Genomic DNA, 22,354 nt, shown 5'->3' with positions numbered 1-22,354 from the left:
ATATGGACCGATGACCACCACACTCGCGATCGCCAACCAGAAGGGGGGCGTCGCCAAGACGACCACGGTCGCCTCGTTGGGTGCGGCCCTCGCCGAGCTCGGGCACCGGGTGCTCCTCGTGGACCTCGACCCCCAGGCATGCCTGACGTTCTCGCTGGGCATCGACCCCGAGGACCTCGAGCTGTCGGTCCACCACGTGCTGACCAAGGGGCTGGACCCGACCGAGGTCGTGATCGAGACCGACGACGGCGTCGACCTGTTGCCGGCGACCATCGAGCTGGCGCGTGCCGAGGCCGACCTGCTGACCCGCACCGGCCGCGAGCACGTCATCAAGTCCGCGCTCGAGGCGCTCGAGGAGGATCTCGGTGACGAGGGCTACGACTGGGTGCTCCTCGACTGCCCGCCCTCGCTCGGCGTGCTGACGGTCGCCGCGCTGACCGCGGCCACCGGCGTCCTCGTCCCGCTCCAGTGCGAGACGCTCTCGCACCGCGGCGTCGGCCAGCTGCTCGACACCGTCCACGACGTGCGCCGCTTCACCAACCGCAAGCTCGAGGTCTGGGGCGTGCTGCCGACGTTGTACGACGGCCGCACCAACCACGCGCGGACCGTGCTGGAGACGATCTCGGACACCTACGACCTCGAGGTCGTCGAGCCGCCGATCCCCAAGACCATCAAGTTCGCCGAGGCGCCCGCAGCCGGCCGCTCGATCCTCGCCACCAACAGGGCCAACAAGGGCGCGCAGGCCTACCGCGAGGTCGCCGCCAACCTGGTGACCCGCTCGCAGAGACCCCGGTCCAGGCCGTCCCGGAAGACCGCGTCCCCGAAGTCGAAGAAGGGCTGAGCCGTGACCCGACACCTCGAGCAGAGTGTTCGCCCCCGCTACGGGCGCATCGCCGCACTGGGGTCGTCGGTCACCATCACCGCCGTCGCGGTGCTGGGCGGCACCGGCGTGCTGCCGTCGGCCGCCACGTCCCACGCCCCGAAGCGGCCCGCCGCGATGGAGCAGGTCGCGGTCCACGAGCCGCCGCCGGAGGCGCAGCGCCCCGACCGGTCCGCCGACCGACGCGACGCCACGCCGGTGCCCGGCCTCGGCAGCGCCGACGCCCTCGAGCTCCGCGACCGCGCCACCCTGGACACCGCCCTCCCGCTGCGGTCCGGCGAGGGCCGCCGGGTCGTCTTCAGCGAGGGTCGCCAGCGGGTGTGGCTGGTGGGCGCCGGCGACAAGGTCAAGCGCAGCTACCTCGTCTCGGGCAGCGTCTTCGACAACCTCCAGCAGGGCACCTACGAGGTCTTCTCCCGCTCCGAGCAGGCGTACGGCATCGACGACTCCGGCACGATGAAGTACTTCGTCCGCTTCGCCCACGGCGAGAACGCCGCGATCGGGTTCCACGACATCCCGATCGACGACGGCCGGCTCGTGCAGTCGGTCTCGCAGCTGGGCATGCCCCAGTCCCACGGCTGCATCCGCCAGCGGCGTACCGACGCGATCGCGCTGTGGCGCTTCGCCCCGCTGGGCACCACCGTCGTCGTCGTGTGACCGCGCGAAATGACACCGACCCGTCGTGAGCTCACGACGGGTCGGCGTTCTCTGTCGTCAACGAGCGACGGGCCGGCGTCCTACTCGGAGGCTGCGGGCGCCTGACCGGAGCCGGAGGAGCGGCGACGACGGCGGCGGTTGCGGCCGGCGCCGGAGCGCTCGCCCGCGGAGTCGCCGGCGGCCGGGGTCGAGCCTTCTCCCGAGCTCTGGGCCGAGCCCTGGGCCGAGTCCTGGGCGACCGGCTCGCCGCCGCGGCTGCGGGTGCGGCTCCGGTTGCGGTTCCGCGAGGGACGGTCGCCCCCGCCGCCACGCTCCCCGCCACGCTCCCCGCCACGGTCCTCGCGGGGCTTGCGCTCGACCGGGGCCGGGTCGACGATGCGGCCCTTTGTGCCCGGGGCGATGCCCTGGTCGTGGTAGAGGTGCTCGGAGGTCGAGTAGGTCTCCTGCGGCTCGTCGAACGGCAGGTCCAGCGTCTTGTTGATCATCTTCCAGCGGTGCAGGTCCGCCCAGTCCACGAAGGTGATCGCGGTGCCGGTCGCGCCGGCGCGGCCGGTGCGACCGATCCGGTGGACGTAGGTCTTGTCGTCCTCGGGGCAGGTGTAGTTGATGACGTGCGAGACCCCGGCGACGTCGATGCCGCGGGCCGCGACGTCGGTCGCGACGAGGACGCGGATCTTGTCCTCACGGAACTTCGTCAGCGCCTTCTCGCGGGCCACCTGGGCCATGTCGCCGTGGAGCGGGCTCGCGGAGAAGCCGCGCTCGGCGAGGTCGTCGGCCACCCGCTGCGACTGGCGCTTGGTGCGGGTGAAGACGATGATCTTGCCGGCGTCCTCGGCCTGCAGGACGCGGCCGATGATCTCGGGCTTGTCGAGGTCGTGGGCCTGGTAGATGAACTGTGCGGTGGCCGGGACCATCGTGGTGTCGTACGACGACTCGGCGCGGATGTTCATCGGGTGCCGCATGTGGGTGCGGGCCAGCGCGACGATGGCCGAGGGCATGGTCGCCGAGAACAGCATCGTCTGCCGGGTCTCGGGGGTCATCTTCAGGATCCGCTCGACGTCGGGCAAGAAGCCCAGGTCCAGCATCTCGTCGGCCTCGTCGAGGACCAGCGCGTGCACGTGGGAGATGTCCAGCGCCTTGCGGTTGGCCAGGTCGATCAGTCGGCCGGGCGTGCCGACGACGATGTCGACGCCGGCCTGGAGCGCGTCGAGCTGGGTGTCGTAGCCGACGCCGCCGTACACCGTGAGGACGCGCAGCCCGCGGTCCTTGCTGGCCAGGGCCAGGTCGCTGGAGACCTGGAGCGCGAGCTCACGGGTCGGGGCGACGATCAGGGCCTGCGGCTTGCCCTGCGGCAGCTCGGCGTAGTCGGGGTCCTTGGGAGCGACGCTGCGCTGCAGGACGGGGATGCCGAAGGCCAGGGTCTTGCCGGTGCCGGTGCGGGCCTGGCCGATCAGGTCGGTGCCCAGCAGGGCGACCGACAGGGTCATCTCCTGGATGGCGAAGGGAGTGGTGATGCCGGCGCGCTCGAGCGCGTCACAAATCTCGGGGAGCACCCCGAGCTCTCGGAACGTGGTCAGTGGTCTGTCGCTTTCGTGAGTCAGCCCCGGAGGAGCCGATGGAGTCGGTCGGGTGCGGCGGACTCATCGGACTTGCGGGAGCAGTCTCGACTGGCGTCAGCCGCGCACATGCAGGCGGGGCGGCCACTCGCGGCCATCCTCATCGGCGCCGTGTCATCGGGTCTGACATCGAATCGGGCGTCGGAGCGGGTCCGTCTCGCCGGTCGCGGGCCGCGTCCGCACGGGGCGGGCGCGGCACTCGATCACTCTCACTGTATCGGTAGGGTGCGGCCATGACTGAATCGCCCGGCGACACGACCACGGCCGAGTCCGGGGCCGGTGCCGCACCGGGGGCCGGGATCGACGGCCCGCTGGCCTTCCAGGACCCGGCCTACCGGGAGGCCGTGGTCGACCTGCTGGGCGCCATCGCGTACGGCGAGATCTCGGCGTTCGAGCGCCTCTCCGAGGACGGCCGGCTCGCGCCCACGCTGGAGGACAAGGTCGCGATCGGCTCGATGGCGACCGCGGAGTTCGCCCACGTCGGGCCGCTGCTCGACCGGATGTCGGAGCTCGGCGCGGACCCGTACGCCGCGATGGCGCCGTTCCGCTCGGCGATCGACCTGTTCCACGAGCACACGGCGCCCTCGGACTGGTACGAGGGACTGATCAAGGCCTTCGTCGGCGACGGCCTCGCCAACGACTTCTACCGCGAGATCGCGGCGTACCTCGACACCGGCACCCGCGACCTGATCCTGGCCTCGCTGGAGGACAGCGGGCACTCGCGGTTCGTCATCGACCGGGTCCGCTCGGCGATCGCGGCGGACCCGCGGCTGGGTGGCCGGCTGGCCCTGTGGGGCCGGCGGCTGATGGGGGAGGCCCTGACCCAGGCGCAGCGGGTCGCGGCCGAGCGGGACGCGCTCTCGGCGCTGCTGGCCGGCGGCGTCGACCGCCCGGGTCTCGACCTGGCCGCGATCAGCCGGATGTTCACCCGGCTGACCGAGCGCCACGCCGAGCGGATGGCCGAGCTCGGCCTCGACTCCTAGGGCACCAGCCGCGGGCGGTCAGGCCCGGCTGCGTCCGGTGATCCCCGAGGCCACCATGACCAGGACCATCGCGGTCAGCACGGTCACGATGCCCTGGGTCCAGTCGAGGCCGGCGGAGCCGTTGCCGCCGAAGGCGCGGTAGATCACGTCGCCGATCACCATGCCGCCGATGCCGCAGACGATGGTCAGCCAGAGCGGGATGTTGTCCTTGTCGCCGGGCGCGAAGAACTTGCCGAGCAGGCCCACGACGGTGCCGACGATCAGGTAGAAGAGGATGGTCGAGACGTCCATCCGGCCATCCTCCTCGGATCGGGTCAGCTGCGGAAGCCGACCTGGCCCACAACGCCGCCGCCGATCTCGACGTACGCCAGCTTCGACGCGGGCACCATCACCTTGCGGTGCTTGCTGTCGGTGAGAGTGAGGACGCCACCGGAGGCCACCGCCTCGGCGACGGTCTTCTCGACGCTCTCCGTGCTCTCGTCGGTGTCGACGACGAGCTCTCGGGGGGCGTGCTGGACGCCGATCTTGACCTCCACGGGTCCTCCTCAGGATTCGGGTTCGGGGGTTGTTCAGTGCTCGTCGGTGAGCGGGTAGCCGCGGATGCCGCGCCAGGCGAGCCCCGCGACCAGGGCCGCGGCGTCGGCCTTGGTGATGCCGCCGGCCTCCGAGAGCCAGAACCGGGCGCTGACCTGGGCCATTCCCACCAACGAGACCGCCAGCAGCCGCGACGCGGTGTCCGGCAGCCCCGTGTCGTCGTGGATGACGTGGGCGATCATGGCCGCGCACTCGCTGGTGACCCGGTCGACCTGCTCGCGCACGGCCGGCTCGTTGGTCAGGTCGGACTCGAAGACGAGGCGGAAGGCCCCGGTGTCGCCGGCGACGTACTCGAAGAACGCGTCCATCGTGGCCGCCACCCGCAGCTTGTTGTCCTGGGTGGAGTCCAGCGCCTGGCGGCAGTTGTCGATGATCGTGTCGCACGACGAGTCGAGCAGCGCCAGGTAGAGGTCCAGCTTGCCCGGGAAGTGCTGGTAGAGCACCGGCTTGGAGACCCCGGCGCGGTCGGCGATGTCGTCCATGGCGGCGGCGTGGTAGCCCTGCGCCACGAACACCTCGAGCGCGGACTCCAGCAGCTGGGCGCGGCGCTCGCGGCGTGGCATCCGGCCACCCCGCGGACGGGAGGCGGCCGTGTCGTACTGACCAGCGCTCAACTCTTGCTCCTCGGCCTCGGATCCGTGCGGGGTCCGTACCCCGCGGTGTCGCAGCCTACCCGCAGGTCACCACCGTCCCGCGCACCCGGCGGGGGTCGTGCTCGCCCGGCCCGGAAATGGAGGAGGGGCCCCGCGCCGCGGGGCCCCTCCGGTCGACCGGGGCTACCCGGCGGGGTTGGTGACGTCGACGCTCAGGAACTGGCCGTCCTGGCCGGTCACGGTCGCGGTGACGCCGGCGCCGGCCACCTTCGTCGAGCCCCACGGGTTCGACGCGTCGTAGTAGGCGTCCGGGTCGGAGTCGTCGAACGTCGGGATCGCGGCGCTGGCGGGCGCGCAGGCGGCCACCGTCTGCACCGACTGGTTCTTGCCCTTGCCGACCAGGACCTGCTTGTGGAGGCAGGTCTCCGGCACCGGGGTGAGGCCGAACGCCGCGTCGAACGGCTGGCGCCGGTTGCTCGGCATGCTGCCGTCGGGGTAGGTGAACGGCGTCGGCCGGGCGTCGACCGGGAGTGCCGCGCCGTGACCCGGCGTGCCCGAGGTGTTGTTGTCGGCGTAGGCCAGGTCGACGTACCAGACCAGCATGCCGGGCCGGAACTTGAAGAACTCGACCCAGTCCGGGCGGGTGTAGGCCTCGTCGAACTGGTACGGCCCGGTGCGCAGGGTGTCGTCGTAGCCGACGTACTGGCGGTTCTCCATCAGGTAGTACTGCTCGGTGGTGCGGGTGTCGCTACCGGAGGAGATCGTCCAGCCGTCCGCGGTCCAGCCGTTGGCACCGTCCTCGGCGCCGTCGGTGAACGACGCGCGGTCGGCCTTGACCGTGATCGAGTCGAGGAACGCGCCCGCCTCGTTCACGCCGCCGTCGGTGGCGTACCGGAGGCGGAACAGCGAGGGCTGCCCGTTCGCCGAGTAGCGGTAGCGCAGCCCGGCCCAGCGGCCGTTGGAGGAGCCGGTGAGCGGCTTACCCACGGTGGTCCAGCTCGTGCCGCCGTCGGTGGAGTACTCCGCGTAGAGGTAGTCGTAGCCCTGCTCGATCGAGTACCACGACTGCGCCGTCACGGTCACCGAACCTGCCGCGGCCACCGGTCGCGTCAGGGTGTTGTTCAGGTTGTCCGCGCGGCCCGACCACCATGCGTGGGTGCCCTCGGGCGGGGTCGTGTAGTCGGTGGTCGTGGTCTTGTCGGGCAGGTTCACCTTGACGGCCTGGTCCGCCTCGTTCCCGGCCGTGGACGGGTCGTCGTAGGTGTGCTGGGCCGGACCGAGGTTGACGGTGGCGCTCTGGCCGGGGTCCACCTCGGAGTAGTCGAGCCAGCCCAGCTCGTACTTCTCCTCCGGGCCCATCAGGCCGGGGACGGTCCCGATGCCGTCGCCGGCCTCCTCGCCGTGGCCCAGCCACGAGCCGGAGGACATCAGCGTCCAGAACGCGGTGCTGTTCTCGCCGCCGTTGGTGTCGTAGTAGTCCGGCAGGCCGAGGTCGTGGCCGAACTCGTGCGCGAACACGCCGAGGCCGCCGTTCTCGGGCTCGACGGTGTAGTCGCCGATCCAGAGGCCGGTGCTGCCGATCTGGGTGCCGCCGTACTGGGCCTCCGACGGGCCGGTCTGGCCGTAGTCGCCGGGGTTGACGTACCAGCGGTGCGACCAGATCGCGTCCGCGCCCTGGGCGCCGCCGCCGGCCTCCTCGCCCTCGCCGGCGTGGATCGCCTGGAAGTGGTCGATGTAGCCGTCGGGCTCGTTGAAGTCGCCGTCCCCGTCGTGGTCGTAGCGGTCCCACTGGTCGAACTGCGCGAGGTACGCCGCGATGTCGGCGTCGGTCTTCCCGGCCGCCTTCTGCGCGGCGTACCAGGCATCGGCGGTGTCGCTGATGAACGCCCAGGCGCCGCCGTCGTCCTCGACGCTGTTGGCGCCGTACGTCGCGGCGTCGCCGGGGACCGTGACCCAGTCCTCGGTGGTCACGCCCGGGGCGTAGCGACCGCTGGAGAGCTGCCGGTAGAAGTCCCGGAACGACTCGCCGTCCCCGTTGAACATCGCGTCGTAGTGGGCCTGGTCGAAGTCCGGGACCCAGTAGGTGGAGTTGTCCTCGGCCCGGTCGGGCTCGGCGATCTGGTTGTGCGCCGGGCCGGTGCCGCCGAACTGGGAGAGGACGGTGAAGACCTCGTCGGTCTTGTTCACGGGGAACTCGTAGTAGGTGGCGTCGCCACCCTTCGGTCCCTTGGCCATCTTCACCGTCGCACCGCCGCCCTGGCGGCGGTCGAGGCGAGCGGTGCCGTTGCCGAGCATCGCCAGGGCCTTCTCACGCAGCTTGTCCTGGTGCCTGGTCAGGGGGCCCGGACGGTTGTCCGGCCTGGTCGCGACCTGGGTGTCGTTCGCGTCGTGCTTCGACGGGTTCGCCGTGGCCGGCTGGAGCGCGGTGACGCTCAGGGCCAGGGCAGCCGTCCCGGCGAGGATGCCGGGTGTCAGCTTCTTCACGTGGGTGACCTCCGTTGACTACGGTCATGCGCCCGAGATGGGCCACAGGGACGTACTCCACCCCACGAATCCTCCGGGAGGCAAGGGTCCGGACCGGAATTCCTCCGGCCGGGGTGCCGGTCCGGATGCCGGACCGGCCTCGCCGCGGCCGGCCCCCGGGGGAACATGGAGGGGCCGACGGGTGTTGACCACCCGTCACCGAAACATCGTCAGTCGAGGAGTACCCGTGTCCTTTTCCCCGCTCGTGGAGCCGGCCGCCGAGCTGACCATCGACGAGGTGCGCCGCTACAGCCGGCACCTGATCATCCCCGACGTGGGCATGACCGGTCAGAAGCGGCTGAAGAACGCCAAGGTGCTGGTGATCGGTGCCGGCGGTCTGGGCAGCCCGGCGCTGCTCTACCTGGCCGCGGCCGGCGTGGGCACGATCGGCATCGCGGAGTTCGACGAGGTCGACGAGTCGAACCTCCAGCGCCAGATCATCCACGGCCAGTCCGACATCGGGAAGTCGAAGGCGCAGTCGGCCAAGGAGTCGATCGCCGAGGCCAACCCGTACGTCGAGGTGGTGCTGCACGAGGAGCGCCTCGACAACGACAACGTCATGGACGTCTTCCGCGGCTACGACCTGATCGTGGACGGCACCGACAACTTCGCGACCCGCTACATGGTCAACGACGCGGCGTACTTCCTGGGCATCCCGTACGTCTGGGGCTCGATCTACCGCTTCGACGGGCAGGCGTCGGTGTTCGCGCCGACGATCGCGGACGACGCGCCCTGCTACCGCTGCCTCTACCCCGAGCCCCCGCCGCCGGGCATGGTCCCCTCGTGCGCCGAGGGCGGCGTGCTGGGCGTGCTGTGCGCCAGCATCGGCTCGATCCAGGTCAACGAGGCGATCAAGCTGCTGACCGGCATCGGCGACCCGCTGGTCGGCAAGCTGATGATCTATGACGCCCTCGAGATGGAGTACCGCAAGCTCAAGGTGCGCAAGGACCCGAACTGCGCGCTGTGCGGCGACAACCCGACCGTCACCGGGCTGATCGACTACGAGACCTTCTGCGGCGCGATCTCTGCGGACGCCGCCGACGCCGCCGCCGGGTCGACGATCTCGGTGACCCAGCTCGAGCACATGCTCAAGGAGCGCGAGAACGGCGAGCGCGACTTCGTGCTGGTCGACGTCCGCGAGCCCAACGAGTACGAGATCAACCAGATCCCCGGCTCGGTGCTGATCCCCAAGGGTGAGTTCCTCAACGGCAACGCGCTGGGCGAGCTCCCGTCCGACAAGCCGATCGTCCTCCACTGCAAGAGCGGGGTCCGCTCGGCCGAGGCGCTGGCCGTGCTCAAGGGCGCGGGCTACGCCGACGCGGTGCACGTCGGCGGCGGGGTCGTGGCCTGGGTCAACCAGATCGACCCCAGCCAGCCGTCGTACTGACCGGTCGCGACGCGGGCGTCTAGCCCAAATGGACTAGTTCCAATTGACTGGACGCCCGTAACGCGGTCGGGTGGTGCCTCGTTGTCCGTCACGGATGCCGGCAGCGCGCCGGCACGTGACGCAGGGAGGGAACCACCCGATGAAGCTTGCCCCGTCGACGTCTGCCCGCTGGGCCACCGGTGCGCTGGCCGCGGTCAGCAGCGCCGTGCTCGGCACCGCGCTCGCCACTGCCGCTCCCGCGGCCGCCGTCAGCGCCACCGCGTGGGCGCCGGCCGACACCGCCGAGATCCACCCCGGCACGATGATGTACACCGAAGGTGCGCAGTGCACGGCAAACTTCGTCTACACCGATTCCTCGGCCAACGTGTACGTCGGGTACGCCGCGCACTGCGCGGGCACCGGCTCGTCCACGGACACGGATGGCTGCCAGACCGACTCGCTGCCGCTGGGCACCAAGGTGACCTTCAACGAGGGCGGCAGCGTGGTCGACGAGGGCACCCAGGTGGGCTCGGGCACCTTGGTGTACTCGTCGTGGCTGACCGAGAAGAAGCTCGGCACCAGCGACCCGAACACCTGCGCCTACAACGACCTGGCCCTGGTCAAGGTCGACGCTGCCGACGTCGGCAAGGTCAACCCCTCGGTGCCCTTCTGGGGCGGTCCGACCGGGATCGACACCGACGGCACCGCGGCCGGTGACGACGTCTACACCTACGGGAACTCCAGCCTGCGCGGCGGCGTCGCCGAGCTCTCGCCGCACCAGGGCGTCAGCCTGGGCGACGACCCGGCCGACGGTGGCTGGTCGCACCCGGTCTACACGGTCACGCCGGGCATCCCCGGCGACTCGGGCTCGGGGTTCATGAGCGCCGACGGGAAGGCGCTCGGCGTGCTCTCCACGGTGGCGCTGGCGCCGCTGGCCGGCTCCAACGGGGTCGGTGACCTCGCCAACGAGCTCGCCTTCGCGCAGCAGAGCTCCGGCATCTCAGGCCTGCAGCTGGTCAACGGCACCGAGCCGTTCTCGCCCGTGCTCTGAGCCGGACCAGCCACCGGCCCCGACCAGCGAGGGAGCAAGTCACAGGTCTCTCGGGTTCAGCCTCTGACTGCAGCACGACTGCCCCGTCCGCGTGCCGGACGGGGCAGTCGCTCGTCGGAGGCCCGGTTCCGAGTAGGTTCCTGCCCATGGGGGCAGCAAGGGCGTCGGCGGTGGCGGTCGCCGCGGTCGTCGGGTCCGTCCTCGTCATGGTCCTGATGGTCACCTGGGCGGCGTCGATCGGCCCCGGCGGCGTGCTCACCGGGGACGGGCCGGCCACCCACCGCGTGTCCCCGTCGCCGTCCAGGAGCCCGACCCCCTCGGGCTCGGCCACGGCGACCCGGACCCCGAGGCCCGAACCCGAGCCGGGTGCCCGCGGTGGCGACAACGCCGTGGTCCGTGCGGTCCTCGCGGTGCTGGCGACGGCCCTCGGTCTCGCGGTGGTCGCGGGCCTGGTGCTGCTGGCGCGGCGGCTGTGGGAGCGCTGGGTGGACCGCGATCGTGCGCCGCCCCCGCCGGAGCTGGTCGAGTTCGACGTCCTCGAGACGCCCCGCCGCGTGGCCGAGGAGATCGCCCGGGACGCCGACGGGCAACGCGCCCTGCTCCTGGAGGGCGCCCCCCGCAACGGGATCGTGCTTTGCTGGCACCGCTTCGAGACGCAGGCCGCCGCGGCGGGTCTCGTCCGGCGGGACTGGGAGACCTCCGCGGAGTTCACGCTCCGGGTGCTCGACCTGGTCGGCGCCGACTCGGTACTGGTGGCGCGGCTGGGAGCGCTCTACCGCGAGGCGCGGTTCTCCGACCATCCGCTCGGGGAGGCGGAACGGGCCGAGGCCCTCGCCGCCCTCGATGCCATCCACGCCCGGCTGGCGGGGCGGATGGAGGCACGTCCGTGAAGCCGATCCCGCGCGTCGCCCGCCCGGCCGCACCTCGGGCGCGCTGGTGGTGGCGCGCCCTGGGCGGGCTCCTGCTGTACGCCGTGCTCGAGATCGTGTTCACGGTCGTCGACTTCGCCCCCGACGCGCTGCGACTCGCGCTGCTCGTCGGCGTGTGCGTGGCGGCGGTCGGCCTCGTGCACGACAGCCTGGGCGACTCCGGACCGGCCTGGACCGTCCAGCCGGTGCAGTCGCTCGTCCCGCCCGGGTCGGACTCCCGGCTGGCGGCGTACGTCCGGCTGATCGAGCACCACCTCACCTCGCGGGACCCGGACGGCGGGCTCCGCGACCGGCTGGTGGCGCTCTCCGACGACCTGCTGGCCGACGACCTCGCCGGCCCACCCCGGCGGCTGAGCACGGCCCAGATCGACGACTACCTGAGGAGGATCGAGGAGCGGTGAGCAACGAGAGAGTGGCCGAGGCATCCCGGCTGGCGGGGCAGGTGCTGGACGAGGTCGAGCGCGCCGTGGTCGGCAAGCGCGAGGCGCTGACCCTGGTGCTGGCCGCGATCCTCGCCAAGGGCCACGTGCTGCTCGAGGACTTCCCCGGGCTCGGCAAGACGCTGGCGGCCCGCTCCTTCGCGCAGGCGCTGGGCCTCGACTTCCGGCGGGCCCAGTTCACCCCGGACCTGCTGCCCGCCGACCTGACCGGCTCCTACCTCTACGACCAGCGGCGCGGGGAGTTCGAGTTCCGCCGGGGCCCGATCTTCACCGGGCTGCTGCTGGCCGACGAGATCAACCGCACGCCGCCCAAGACCCAGTCGGCGCTGCTCGAGGCGATGCAGGAGCACCAGGTCACCGTCGAGGGCGAGACGTTCCCGCTGCTCGAGCCCTTCCACGTGCTGGCGACCGCCAACCCGATCGAGTACGAAGGCACCTACCCGCTGCCCGAGGCGCAGCTCGACCGGTTCCTGCTGCGGGTGAGCTTCGGCTACCCGTCGTCCGCCGAGGAGTACGACGTGCTGGTGCGGCGCCTCGACCGCCGACGCGAGGAGATCGTGCTCGACCGGGTCACCGATGCCGCCGGGCTGCTGGAGATCCAGGCCGCGACCGAGACGGTCCAGGTCGACCCGAGCGTCGGGCGCTACTGCGTCGAGCTCGCCACGGCGACCCGCGAGCACGCCGACGTGCTCACCGGCTCCTCGCCGCGTGGGTCGCTGGGACTGGTGCTCACCGCGCGCGCGTTCGCCGTCCTGCGCGGGCGTGACTACGTCGTCCCCGAGGACGTGAAGGCCGTGGCCCGCGCGGTCCTGGCGCACCGGATCACCGTGCGTCCCGAGCTGTGGATGACCGAGGCCAGCGGCCGCCGGGTCGTCGACGAGGTGCTCCGCACGGTGCCCACCCCCACCACCCTCGAGGGCGCGGCGCGCGGATGAGCAGCTGGCGGACCACGGCGGCGCTGAGCCGGACGGCCGCGCTGGGCGCCCTCGGCGTCGCCACCGCCGTGCTGTTCGGCGAGCCGGCGGTGATGGTGCTGACCGCGCCGTTCCTGCTGATGGGCGCGCTGGGGCTGCTGCACCGGCCCACCTCCACCCCCGTCGCCCGCTCGGTCGTGGACCACGTCGTGCTGCACGAGGGGCAGGGCACCCGGTCGCGGCTGGTGGTCTCCGACCTCTCCGGCGTCGAGCACGTCACCCGGGTCGCCGCCACGGCCCCGTACCTCGCCCTGCACCCGGCGGCGGGACGGACCGGGCGGCTGGTCGGCGGCGACGAGGACGTTCCGCTGCTGGAGGTGAGCCCCCGGCGGTGGGGCCGCCGCGACCTCGGCGAGGAGAACGTCGCGTTCACCAGCCCGTGGGCCGGCTACCGCTGGGGCCCGGCCCGCCTGGACGGCAGCCGGCTGCAGGTGCTGCCGGTGCGCGCGGCGTTCGACTCGCGGGCCGAGGCGCCCCAGCCGCTGGGCCTGGTCGGGGCGCACCGCTCCCGCCGTCCCGGCGACGGCACCGAGTTCGCCGCGATCCGGCGCTTCCACACCGGGGACCGGCTGCGACGCATCCACTGGCGCGTCTCGCTGCGGACCGACGCGCTGCACGTCGTCAGCACGCTCGGGGAGGAGGACACCGCGGTCCTGGTCGTCGTGGACGCGCTGGCCGACCACGGCCGGTCCGGGGGAGTGGACGGGGCGGCGAGCAGCCTGGACGTGACCGCCCGTGCCGCGGCGGCCCTCGCCGAGCACCACGTCCGCCGCGGTGACCGGGTCTCGCTGCGCGTGGTGGGCAGCGGCGGTGAGACGGTGCGGTACGGCGCGGGGGCGCGACACCTGCAGGTCATCCTGGGCCGGCTCGCCACCATGCAGGTCGGGACGCCGCGCGACCTCCGCGGCGACCAGCTCCAGCTCGGCGTCACCGCCGGGACCGTGGTCATCGTGCTCTCGCCCATGCTCTCGGAGGCGATGGCGACCATGACCGCGACGCTGGTGCAGCGGGGGCTGCCGGTGCTGGTCGTCGACACGCTGCCGGCCGAGGTGACGCCGGCGGTGGTCGAGGGCACCGACCCCCGGGTGGCCGGACTGGCCTGGCGGATGCGTCTCGTCGAGCGCCGCGAGGTGCTGGCGCGGCTCGCCGCGCTGGGATGCCCCGTCGTGGCCTGGCGCGGGCCGGGCACCCTCGACGACGTGCTGCGCCGGCTGGCGCGCCGGGCCCAGCTGCCCCAGGTGCGGACCCGATGATCCGCGAGTGGACCCGCGGCCAGTGGGGCCTGCGAGTGACGGCGGCCCTCGGGCCGGTCCTCGCCCTGCTCGCCACCACCCCGGCCGGGGTGCAGCCGCGGGGCTGGCTGGTCGTGCTGGTGGCCGTGCTGTCGCTGGCCCATGCGCGCCTGCCGGAGTCACCGGTCGGCACGGTCGCGATGGGCGCGGTCGTCGTGTGGTGGGGGGTGGCGTTCCGGGAGGGACCGGACGCCTGGGCGATCCCGGCCGCGGCGGCGCTGGTGGCCTCGCACGTGGCGGCGTTGCTGGCGGGCTACGGGCCCGATGCCCTCGGCGTCGACCCGGCGACGCTGCGGCGCTGGCTGGTGCGGGCCGGGGCGGCGTTCCTGCTCGCCCCCGGGGCCTGGCTGGTCGCGGCCGCGTTCCGCGACCGCGGCGAGGTCCCCGGGGTCTGGGTGACCGGCCTCGTGCTGGCCCTGGTCGCCGTCGTGGCGGGCTCCTACGCGCTGAACCGCGGAGCGGAGCGCTGATGGGACGCATCGACCCCGAGGAGTACGCCGAGATGGTGCTGACCTGCGTGGAGCAGGTGCCCCGAGGCCGGGTCACGACGTACGGCGCCATTGCCGAGGTGGTCGGTGCCCGGCTCGGGGGCGGTGGCCCGCGCCAGGTCGGCGCGATCATGGCGTCGTACGGCGGTCCGGTGCCGTGGTGGCGCGTCGTCCGCGCCGACGGGTCGCTGCCGCCGAGCCACCAGGGCGAGGCGCGCCAGCGCTACCTCGAGGAGGGCACCCCGCTGCGCCCCACCGGCAGCGTCGACATCCGGCGCGCCTTCTGGCGGCCGGCCGTCTAGCGCAGGCGACCGAGGTACGCCGCGGCGTGGCGGACCTCGAGCATCCGGCTCTCCCAGGTGACCCCGACGACGGTCAGCAGCGTGCCGGCCAGTCCGATCAGGATCCACTGCGGCGTGGCCGCGGCGTACGGCGCCAGCTCGCGGAGCACCAGCAGCGTGCCCGCCGAGGTGCCCGCGACCAGCGGCGCGTGCCAGCGCAGCCGGGTGCCGACCAGGACCAGGGCGAGGCATCCCAGGCCCAGCAGCAGCGCCCGCGCGGAGACCGGGTCACCCGCGAGCACCCACAGCAGCGACGGCGTCGTCGCCAGGGCGAGGCCCGGCCCCAGCGCGGTCACGGTCGACGCGGCCGGGTGCCGGCGCAGGTGGCGGAGGCCGACCAGGAGCAGGGCGACGGCGCTCGGCAGGGTGTACGCCTCGGGTGCGTGGACCCCGAGCTCGGCGAGCCGCACCCAGGTGGCGGCGGCCAGCAGCGCTCCGCCGAGCCACGCCAGGTGACGGCGCGACGGGTTGACCAGGGCGCCGGCGCTGACCAGGGCACCCGCGAGCGTCAGGTGGACCGCGAGCGACGTGGTCGGGTCGGCGGCGGCCGGCACGGCCGCGCCGGCGGCGACCAGGGCGGCGACGGCGGCCGAGAGCTCGACCTCGTCCCGGGGACGCAGGATCGCCAGCATCGCGACGACGAGCAGGACCGGGGCCGCCCGGTACGCCGGGTCGACACCGGCCACCTCGGCGGCCGACCAGATCAGGCCGGCCGTGGCGAGGGGCAGCACCGACCAGGCGGCCACCCGGGCCCCGGGGAACCGCCCCCGCGCGGCGACGACGGCCGCCCCGAGCACCAGCAGGGCGGCGGTGAGCGTGGTGAGCACGGCGCTGGGCAGGGCGATCGTGACAGCCGCCGACCCGACCAGGCCGCCGGCCGTGGCCTCGACGGACCCGGTCCGGTCGGAACGGCGCAGCGCGTCCGCCACCAGTCCTGCCGCGACCAGGGACGAGGCCGCGACGACCGTCCACAGGGGTCCCGGCCCGAGGGCCAGGGTGGCGGTGGCGGCCAGTCCCGCGAGCGCGGCGGCCGCCGGGAGGGCGTCGCGGCCGTGGGCAGGATCCACGGTGGCGGCCGCCAGCAGCAGCCCCACGACGCAGGGCACGAGGAGCGCCGGCTCGGCGAAGGCGCTGACATCGGGCAGCCGCACCCCGACCGAGCGGGTGAAGGGCTCGCCGACCGCGAGCGCGTTCGCGCTCGCCTGGAGCAGCAGTGCGGCGGCCACCACGGCCACCGGCGCTGCGCTGAGGGCAAGCGGCGCGAGCGTGACGGCCCGCCAGCGGCCGGGCACGACCAGCGACGCCCCGGACCACAGCAGCAGGAGTGCCAGCGACACCGTGGCGAGCAGGGTCGCGCCCTCGTCGGTCCCCGGCAGCGCCACCGTCACGGTGAGCAGCGCGGCCGCGGCCGCGCCGCAGGCCTGGGGGACGAGGGTCCGCCGGCCCGCGAACGGGATCGGGAGGAGCAGCAGGGCCGACGCGGCGAACATTCCGAGACCGTGGCCCTCGAGCCACAGGGCGCGCACCGTGGCGTGGTCGGCCGCGTCAGCCAGGGCGAACATCACCACCGCGATCCACCAGCCCGCCGCCCCGAGCAGCGCGAGCCAGGGGAGCGCCGCGAGCCCGCGGCGGCGTCCGAACGCGGCGAGGCCGGCGAACGCGAGCACGGCCAGGACCCGCACGGCCTGCTCGTGCGTGGTCAGGCCGGACGCACCGGCTGCGAGGATCCACAACCCGAGCGCGGCCACGGCCTGGGGCGTGAGGAGCCGGTGGGGGAACAGCGCCAGTGCGAGGGATCCGGCCAGGAGCGTGCCTCCCACGAGGCAGACCAGCCCGGACGGCGAGAGCTGCCCGAGCCAGTCGGCACTGTCGGCGCCCACGGTGTCGAGGGCCAGCAGCCCGAGCGAGACGAGGGTGAGCGACTCCGCCGCCGCGCGCAGGCCCCGGCCGGCCAGCCAGACCCCGAGGCCGGCCGCCGTCAGGGTCAGGGCGACGAGGACGCCCGTCCGGCCGCCTGCCCCGAGCCACGACCAGGCCACGGCGAGGAAGGTGACCGCCGCGACGAGCAGGCACAGCGCCCCCAGGCCCAGCAGGACCGACGGCACCGAGGCGCCGCGCAGGCCGGTACGGCGAGGCGCGGCCGCCGCGACCGGGGCGCCGGGGGCCGGCATGGCGGCAGCCGGGGCGGGCAGCGGGGAGGCGAAGGACGGGGTCGCCGCTGCCGAGGCCCGCAGCTGCTCCAGGAGCCGGTTGGCCTGGCTGAGCGTCCCGAACAGGGCGACCGCCAGCGGGCCCTGGAGCGGGAGGGCGCAGACGGGACAGGCGAGGGGGTCTGCGGGCAGGGTGGCCCCGCAGTCGGGGCACGACCGGGGATCGGCATAGCGCGTCATGGGGTCATTCACGCGTATGGAAGGCCCTCGCGTGCAGTGTTCGGCCACTCAGGTGCTCCTGAGTAGCCGGGCTCACTCCCGGGATCTCCTCAGCGGCGGCCCCGGGCCCGCGCGGCCAGCGCGGCCAGCGCCTGCGGGAAGATCTCGGCGGGCGGGGTGACGAGCCCGGCGCCGACCTGGCCGACCCCGGCCTGCTTGCCGGCCATGCCGGTGTTGATCTGGGGCAGGATCCCGGTCCGGCAGACCCGGCTCACGTCGATGCCGCTGGGGACGCCCTGGAACTCCAGGACCGGCACCGACCAGCGCGGGTTCTCGCCCAGCGTGATCTCGTGCATCCGCCGCGTGGTCGCCAGCGCGTCGGGGACCGAGCCGCCGACGAGCCGGACGATCGCGGGCGCCGTGGCCATCGCGAAGCCGCCGATGCCGGCGGTCTCGGTGATGGCCGAGTCCCCGATGTCGGGGTTGGCGTCGTCCGGCCCGTAGTCGCCGAGGAAGAGGCCGTCGGCCAGCTGCGCGGGGCCGGTGAACCACTCGTCGCCGGTGCCGGCGACCTGGATGCCGAAGTCGGTGCCGTTGCGGGCCATCGCGACCACCATCGTCGACCCCTCGATGCCCCGGGCCGCGTCGAGCGCCAGCTTGCAGGCGGGCATCGCGAGGTTGAGGAAGAAGTGGTCGTTGCCGCCGATGAAGCGCAGCGCGTCGGCCACGTCGCTGCCGGGGAACGTGGCGTCGGCACCACTGGTGACCATGGCCGGGGCCAGGTCGCGCAGCAGCATCAGGGTGCCGGCCCGGTTGCGGTTGTGGGCCTCGTCGCCCATCTGCAGCATCTGGGTGAGGATGCCGGTGACGTCGACGGGTCCACTGGAGCCGACGGTGGCGCGGACGGCGCGCTGCAGCAGCGGGCCGAGGACCTCGCGCATCCAGCGCAGCCGGGTGAGCACCTCGGGGCCGTAGGCGCCGTACCGCAGCACCTTGCCGAGCCCCTCGTTGAGCGAGCAGTGGGTGCGGGCGCCGGTCGCGAGGTCCTCGAGCACGAACATCCACATGCTCGGCGTCACCACCCCGGCCATCGGGCCCACGGCGCGCCGGTGGTGGCACGGCTCGAGGGAGACCGCGGTGCCCTGCTCGAACAGCGCGACCGCGTCCTCGGGATCCTCGACCAGACCCTCGAGCGCCGCGCCGCCCATCAGCGCACCGCGCAGCGGGCCGGACGCACGGTCCCAGGCGATGGGCGGGCCGGCGTGCAGGAACTGGCCCTCCTCCAGGCCGAGCACCTCAGAGGCGGGGGCGACGTCGACCAGGTGGGCGGTGACCCCGAGCATCGCGGCCAGGGCGCGCTCGTTGGCGTCCCGGCGCAGCGGGTCGCCCGCCACCGCGGCGAGGTCGGACTCGGTGCCGGCCATCGGCGGGCGCCAGTCGACCCGGCTGACGGCCACGGCCTGCTCGGCGACGGCGTCGGCGAAGAGGTCCGCGCCGGCGGACACCACGTGGGTGGGAGTGGTCATCACTGGCCCTTTCGGCTGTCGAGGATCTCGATCGCGCGGCGGGTGGCGCGGGCGTTGGACAGGTGCACCTCGGCGCCGGCGCCCACCAGGGCACGCACCTGGCGCTCGAGGCCCTGCGGGTCGGCGTCGGTGCCGACGACCGCGACGACCACCGGCTGGCTGACCGCGGCGATCGCGGGCGCCAGCGCGGCGGCGGGGTCCGGCTCGGAGCCGTGGCCCAGCACCACGTCGAGGAGCACGACCGCGGTGCGCTCGTCGGCGGCCACGCGGGCGAGGTGCTCGAGGCGCAGCGTCGGGTCGATCATCGGGTGCGCGCGGCCCGCGGTGAGGGCGTCGTCGCCGAAGTCGACCATCGTGTGGCCGGCGCCGTCGGCCGGGGCGGCGAGGTCCGGCCCGAGCGCGAGCTCGGGGGAGAACGGGATGTTGCTGTGCACCGGGCCCAGCGTCTCTGTGGCGATCAGCATCGCCTCGTCGCAGAGCGTGCCGCCCACGAACAGCCCCCGCAGCGCGGTGCCGGACTCCGCCGGAGCGGCCTCGCCGCACACCGGCCAGGTCGGTACGTCGTTCCCGAGCCGCCGCAGCACGGCCTCGGCGGCCGCGGTCAGGTCCGGCTGCCCGCCCCCCAGCAGCGCGAGCTCGACCGGGGTGCCCAGCGTGGCGGCGTACTCGCGGATCTCGGCGGCGACGTCGTCGGCCGGCGGCTTCGACACCACCACGACCAGCTCGACGGCGGGGTCGGCGTCCAGGCGCCGCAGCGCCTCCCGCGTAGACAGCCCGCGCACGTCGGCCGAGAGGTCGCGACCACCGACGCCGAGCGCGGAGGTGACGCCGACACCGGCGTGGTCGAGGAGCGCCAGCAGCTGCTGGCAGCCGGTGCCGGACGCGGCGACGAGGCCGACCGGCCCGGGCGAGACCGTGTTCGCGAAGCCGAGGCCCAGTCCACCGACCACGGCGGTGCCGCAGTCGGGGCCCATGACCAGCAGCCCGCGCTCGGCGGCCGTGCGCTTGAGCGCCAGCTCCTGGTCGAGCGGCACGTTGTCGCTGAAGACCATCACGTCGCGGCCGGCGTCGAGGGCGTCCATCGCCTCCACGAGCGCGCTCGCGCCGGGGACCGACACCAGGGCGATCCCGTCGGTGCTGCCGCGCAGGGCGGCGGCGGTGGTCCGCGGCGGGGCCACCTCGCTCGGGCCGGCGTCGCGCCGGCTCGCGTCGCGCAGGGCCTGGTCGACGCCGGCGAGCGCGCGCTCGAGCGCACTCTCTTCGTCGAGGCGGAGCGCGACGACCATCGCGTTGGGGTCCACGTCGGACGGGACCTCGAAGCCCATCTGGGTCAGCACCTCGACGTTGAGCGCGGTGGCCATGGCCACCTGGGCGGCGCTCACCCCCTCGATGCCCTGGACGGTGCGGCTCACCTGGAGCAGCGTCACCGAGTCGGCGTAGGCGCCGGCCCGGAGCTCGACGTGGGTCAGGTCGGTCATGCAGCGACTCCGTTCGTGTGGTCGAGCTCGGCCCGGGCCAGCAGGGCGCCGTACAGCAGGCCGGCGCCGGAGGTGTGGCCGACCGCGGCGAGGGCCGCGGCCCGGTCGGGTTCGTCGGGGGTGCCGATCGCCGCGACGTACGCCGCGAACTCCGGCAGCACCTCGCCGTGCAGCGCGCACTCCAGCAGCGTGGCGGACAGCAGGGTGGTGCGGGACAGCAGGGAGCGGACGGCGGCGTCGACGACGAGGGTGGCGCGCCCGGCGGCGCGGTGCAGGGCCAGCCAGCCGCACAGCATGTCGTCGCCGAGGGGGGTCAGCCCGTCGCCGCGGCCCACCAGCCGGGCGACGTCGGCGGGGTCGAGGGCCCGGGCCGGGTCGCGGACCAGGCCGGCCGACTCGGCGAAGCCCGCGACCGTGGCCGGAGGCGTCGGGAGGGTGGTCCCGCGGCGGGGCTCTTGCAGGTCCAGCCTGGGCACCTGGGCGTCGACGACGCGCCCCACCCTGAGCGGGGTCCCGTCGACGTGGAGGGTGCCCGCCTGGACGTACGCCGTGTCCCCGTCGAGGTCGGCGAGGTCGTCGGTCGCCAGCCGCAGCGCGCAGGGGACCTGGGCGGCGGCGCGGCCCACGACGCCGAGGCACCAGCCGTCGAGGTCGAGGTAGAGCGCGTGCCGGCCGCGGTGGACCGCCGTGCGGCCGCCGTCGGGGGCGTGGCGCAGACGATCCCGGACGCGGGGCGGGGCGCTGACCGCGACGGACCGGGGGATCACGCTTCCCGACGCTAGTCGCCGCGGTTACGGTTTGCCGATGTGAGGTTGTGCCAACGATCACGCCAGAGGAGCGCAAACGTTGATAACCGGTGAGCACGGAAGCGGGACCGGCGTGGAGCGACCGGAGGACCGGGCCGCGGTCGCGCTGGCCCGGGTGGACGCCCTGCACACGGGGCTGACCCAGATCGTGCTGGAGGGCGGCAATCTCGACGGGATCGCCGCCGAGGTGGCCCGGGTGCTCGAGCTCGGCGTGCTGTTCAGCTCGACCGACGGACGGCAGCGGGCCGCCGCGCTCACGGGCGCCGACCGCGAGCTCCTCGAGCGGCACGGACTGCTGGACCCCACCGGGCGGCTGCGCATCGAGCGGATCGGCGAGACGGCGCCGGTCGGCGAGGGCGAGGTCCGCGGGCTGCGGGTCGCCGCGGGCGGCACCGACCTGGCCCGGCTGGTCTGCCTGCGCGCCGACGGCCCGGTGTCCTCCGACGACGTGCACGCGCTGGAGCGGGCCGCGGCCGTGGCGGCGCTGCTGATCACCCGCGAGGAGGCGGTCAACGCCGTCGAGAACAAGTACCAGGGCGACTTCCTCCGTGACCTGCTGCTGCGCCGCACCGGCGACGGGGAGTACGTCGCGGAGCACGCGGACACCTTCGGCTGGGACCTGCGCCGCCCGGTCGTGGTCGTGGCCGCCGAGATCGACCCGGCCGGCCCCGACGCGCAGCCGCCCTCGCGGGCCCAGCGCCGGCAGTGGCAGGAGCGCTTCTCGGCCGCGTGGCGCCAGGTCAGCCGCACCATCGATCCGGGCATCCCGTGCGTCGACTTCACCTCCGAGGTGATCACGCTGCTACCCCTCGCCGAGGGCGATGCGGAGCCGGTCGCGGGGCACGGCGTCGTACGCCGGGCGGTGACGGCGGTGACCGGCGACAAGGGCGGCGGGCGCCGGCCCTTCTCGGTGGGGGTCAGCCGGGTGGCGCACTCGCTGGACGAGCTGCCGGAGGCGTACGCCCAGGCGCGGCGGGCGGTGGAGGTGGGCCGCCGGGTGTCCGGGGGCGGGTCGACGACGTTCTTCGACCAGCTCGGCCTGCACCGGCTGATCGCCCTGGTGCCCGACACGGGCGAGCTGCGCGCCTTCACCCGCGACGTGCTCGGGCCGCTGGCCGAGCCCACCACGGAGGCGGCCGACCTGAGGGAGACGCTGCAGGTGCTGCTGGACACGAACTTCAACGTGGCCGAGGCCGCACGGCTGCAGTTCTTCCACTACAACACCATGCGCTACCGGGTCTCGAAGCTCGAGCGTCTCCTCGGTCCGCTGTCGACCGACCCACACCTGCGGCTCGACGTCGCCGTCGCCCTGCGCGTCCTGGAGATCGCGGGCTGATCACGCCCCGGTAACGGCGCCACGACGATGTCGCCGCGCCCACAACAGGTGCCAGCCGATTCGGTGTTCCTTCGGCATTTGTCGCCGTCGTGGGTGTGTCATGTGGATCACT

General features: G+C 73.8%; 21 protein-coding genes. 12 read left to right on the top strand and 9 right to left on the bottom strand.

From position 1 onward, the window contains the following. Positions 1-10: 10 nt before the first annotated feature. Complete coding sequence (locus ABD268_RS10715; RefSeq protein WP_344151284.1) at positions 11-841, top strand: ParA family protein; 831 nt, start codon at positions 11-13, stop codon at positions 839-841. Between the two features lie 3 nt (positions 842-844). Further along, on the top strand, positions 845-1,537 hold the full coding sequence (locus tag ABD268_RS10710; RefSeq protein WP_344151281.1) for a L,D-transpeptidase: 693 nt from the start codon (positions 845-847) through the stop codon (positions 1,535-1,537). Positions 1,538-1,617: 80 nt separating this feature from the next. Here the strand turns inward: ABD268_RS10710 and ABD268_RS10705 are convergent, their stop codons facing one another. Next, a complete protein-coding gene (locus tag ABD268_RS10705; RefSeq protein WP_344151441.1) occupies positions 1,618-3,024 on the bottom strand; it encodes a DEAD/DEAH box helicase in 1,407 nt (468 codons plus the stop codon). A gap of 362 nt (positions 3,025-3,386) precedes the next feature. On the opposite strand from ABD268_RS10705, the gene ABD268_RS10700 reads away from it, so the two are divergent. Further along, entirely contained in the window at positions 3,387-4,136 is a 750-nt protein-coding gene (locus ABD268_RS10700; protein WP_344151278.1) for a ferritin-like fold-containing protein, read from the top strand. 18 nt (positions 4,137-4,154) lie between these two features. On the opposite strand, the gene ABD268_RS10695 is transcribed toward ABD268_RS10700, so the two are convergent. From ABD268_RS10695 to ABD268_RS10680, 4 genes are all read right to left on the bottom strand, one after another. After that, entirely contained in the window at positions 4,155-4,427 is a 273-nt protein-coding gene (locus ABD268_RS10695) for a GlsB/YeaQ/YmgE family stress response membrane protein (protein ID WP_344151275.1), read from the bottom strand. A gap of 23 nt (positions 4,428-4,450) precedes the next feature. Continuing rightward, positions 4,451-4,672, bottom strand: coding sequence for a DUF3107 domain-containing protein (locus ABD268_RS10690; protein ID WP_344151272.1), 222 nt, complete (start codon positions 4,670-4,672; stop codon positions 4,451-4,453). A 33-nt stretch (positions 4,673-4,705) separates the two neighbouring features. Next, positions 4,706-5,293, bottom strand: coding sequence for a TetR/AcrR family transcriptional regulator (locus ABD268_RS10685; RefSeq protein WP_344151438.1), 588 nt, complete (start codon positions 5,291-5,293; stop codon positions 4,706-4,708). A gap of 213 nt (positions 5,294-5,506) precedes the next feature. Next, the gene (locus tag ABD268_RS10680) at positions 5,507-7,807 is read right to left on the bottom strand and encodes an immune inhibitor A domain-containing protein (protein WP_344151269.1); all 2,301 of its coding nucleotides are present in this window, start codon (positions 7,805-7,807) and stop codon (positions 5,507-5,509) included. Positions 7,808-8,033: 226 nt separating this feature from the next. Between ABD268_RS10680 and moeZ the strand changes: the two genes are divergently transcribed. The 8 genes from moeZ to ABD268_RS10640 all read left to right on the top strand — a co-directional run bounded on the left by moeZ (position 8,034) and on the right by ABD268_RS10640 (position 14,688). Beyond that, positions 8,034-9,233, top strand: a complete 1,200-nt coding sequence (moeZ, locus tag ABD268_RS10675; RefSeq protein WP_344151266.1) for an adenylyltransferase/sulfurtransferase MoeZ — start codon at positions 8,034-8,036, stop codon at positions 9,231-9,233. Positions 9,234-9,372: 139 nt separating this feature from the next. After that, positions 9,373-10,263, top strand: coding sequence for a hypothetical protein (locus ABD268_RS10670; RefSeq protein WP_344151263.1), 891 nt, complete (start codon positions 9,373-9,375; stop codon positions 10,261-10,263). 146 nt (positions 10,264-10,409) lie between these two features. After that, the gene (locus tag ABD268_RS10665; protein ID WP_344151260.1) at positions 10,410-11,153 is read left to right on the top strand and encodes a DUF4129 domain-containing protein; all 744 of its coding nucleotides are present in this window, start codon (positions 10,410-10,412) and stop codon (positions 11,151-11,153) included. Beyond that, on the top strand, positions 11,150-11,593 hold the full coding sequence (locus ABD268_RS10660; protein WP_344151257.1) for a hypothetical protein: 444 nt from the start codon (positions 11,150-11,152) through the stop codon (positions 11,591-11,593). The genes ABD268_RS10665 and ABD268_RS10660 overlap by 4 nt, the downstream gene beginning before the upstream one ends. Next, positions 11,590-12,567, top strand: coding sequence for an AAA family ATPase (locus ABD268_RS10655; RefSeq protein WP_344151254.1), 978 nt, complete (start codon positions 11,590-11,592; stop codon positions 12,565-12,567). Before ABD268_RS10660 ends, ABD268_RS10655 begins: the two co-directional genes overlap by 4 nt. Next, a complete protein-coding gene (locus tag ABD268_RS10650) occupies positions 12,564-13,859 on the top strand; it encodes a DUF58 domain-containing protein (RefSeq protein WP_344151251.1) in 1,296 nt (431 codons plus the stop codon). Before ABD268_RS10655 ends, ABD268_RS10650 begins: the two co-directional genes overlap by 4 nt. Then, a complete protein-coding gene (locus ABD268_RS10645; protein WP_344151248.1) occupies positions 13,856-14,368 on the top strand; it encodes a hypothetical protein in 513 nt (170 codons plus the stop codon). The genes ABD268_RS10650 and ABD268_RS10645 overlap by 4 nt, the downstream gene beginning before the upstream one ends. After that, complete coding sequence (locus ABD268_RS10640; RefSeq protein ID WP_344151245.1) at positions 14,368-14,688, top strand: MGMT family protein; 321 nt, start codon at positions 14,368-14,370, stop codon at positions 14,686-14,688. The genes ABD268_RS10645 and ABD268_RS10640 overlap by 1 nt, the downstream gene beginning before the upstream one ends. On the opposite strand, the gene ABD268_RS10635 is transcribed toward ABD268_RS10640, so the two are convergent. From ABD268_RS10635 to ABD268_RS10620, 4 genes are all read right to left on the bottom strand, one after another. Next, positions 14,685-17,117 carry an SCO7613 C-terminal domain-containing membrane protein gene (locus ABD268_RS10635; RefSeq protein ID WP_344151243.1) on the bottom strand — a complete coding sequence of 811 codons (2,433 nt, stop codon included), beginning with the start codon at positions 17,115-17,117 and terminating at the stop codon, positions 14,685-14,687. The two genes, ABD268_RS10640 and ABD268_RS10635, sit on opposite strands and share 4 nt — an antisense overlap. Positions 17,118-17,206: 89 nt before the next feature. Further along, positions 17,207-18,622: a YlbE family protein gene (locus tag ABD268_RS10630; RefSeq protein ID WP_344151241.1), complete on the bottom strand. Its 1,416-nt coding sequence runs from the start codon at positions 18,620-18,622 to the stop codon at positions 17,207-17,209. Then, a complete protein-coding gene (locus tag ABD268_RS10625) occupies positions 18,622-20,100 on the bottom strand; it encodes an AllF/FdrA family protein (protein ID WP_344151239.1) in 1,479 nt (492 codons plus the stop codon). Before ABD268_RS10625 ends, ABD268_RS10630 begins: the two co-directional genes overlap by 1 nt. Further along, a complete protein-coding gene (locus tag ABD268_RS10620) occupies positions 20,097-20,867 on the bottom strand; it encodes an oxamate carbamoyltransferase subunit AllH family protein (protein ID WP_344151237.1) in 771 nt (256 codons plus the stop codon). Before ABD268_RS10620 ends, ABD268_RS10625 begins: the two co-directional genes overlap by 4 nt. A 112-nt stretch (positions 20,868-20,979) precedes the next feature. Between ABD268_RS10620 and ABD268_RS10615 the strand changes: the two genes are divergently transcribed. Then, positions 20,980-22,242: a PucR family transcriptional regulator gene (locus ABD268_RS10615; RefSeq protein WP_344151234.1), complete on the top strand. Its 1,263-nt coding sequence runs from the start codon at positions 20,980-20,982 to the stop codon at positions 22,240-22,242. Positions 22,243-22,354 lie beyond the last annotated feature (112 nt).

The organism is Nocardioides koreensis, from assembly GCF_039531775.1.
GTDB lineage: Bacteria > Actinomycetota > Actinomycetes > Propionibacteriales > Nocardioidaceae > Nocardioides > Nocardioides koreensis.
This window is presented reverse-complemented; position numbering and strand designations above follow the sequence as displayed.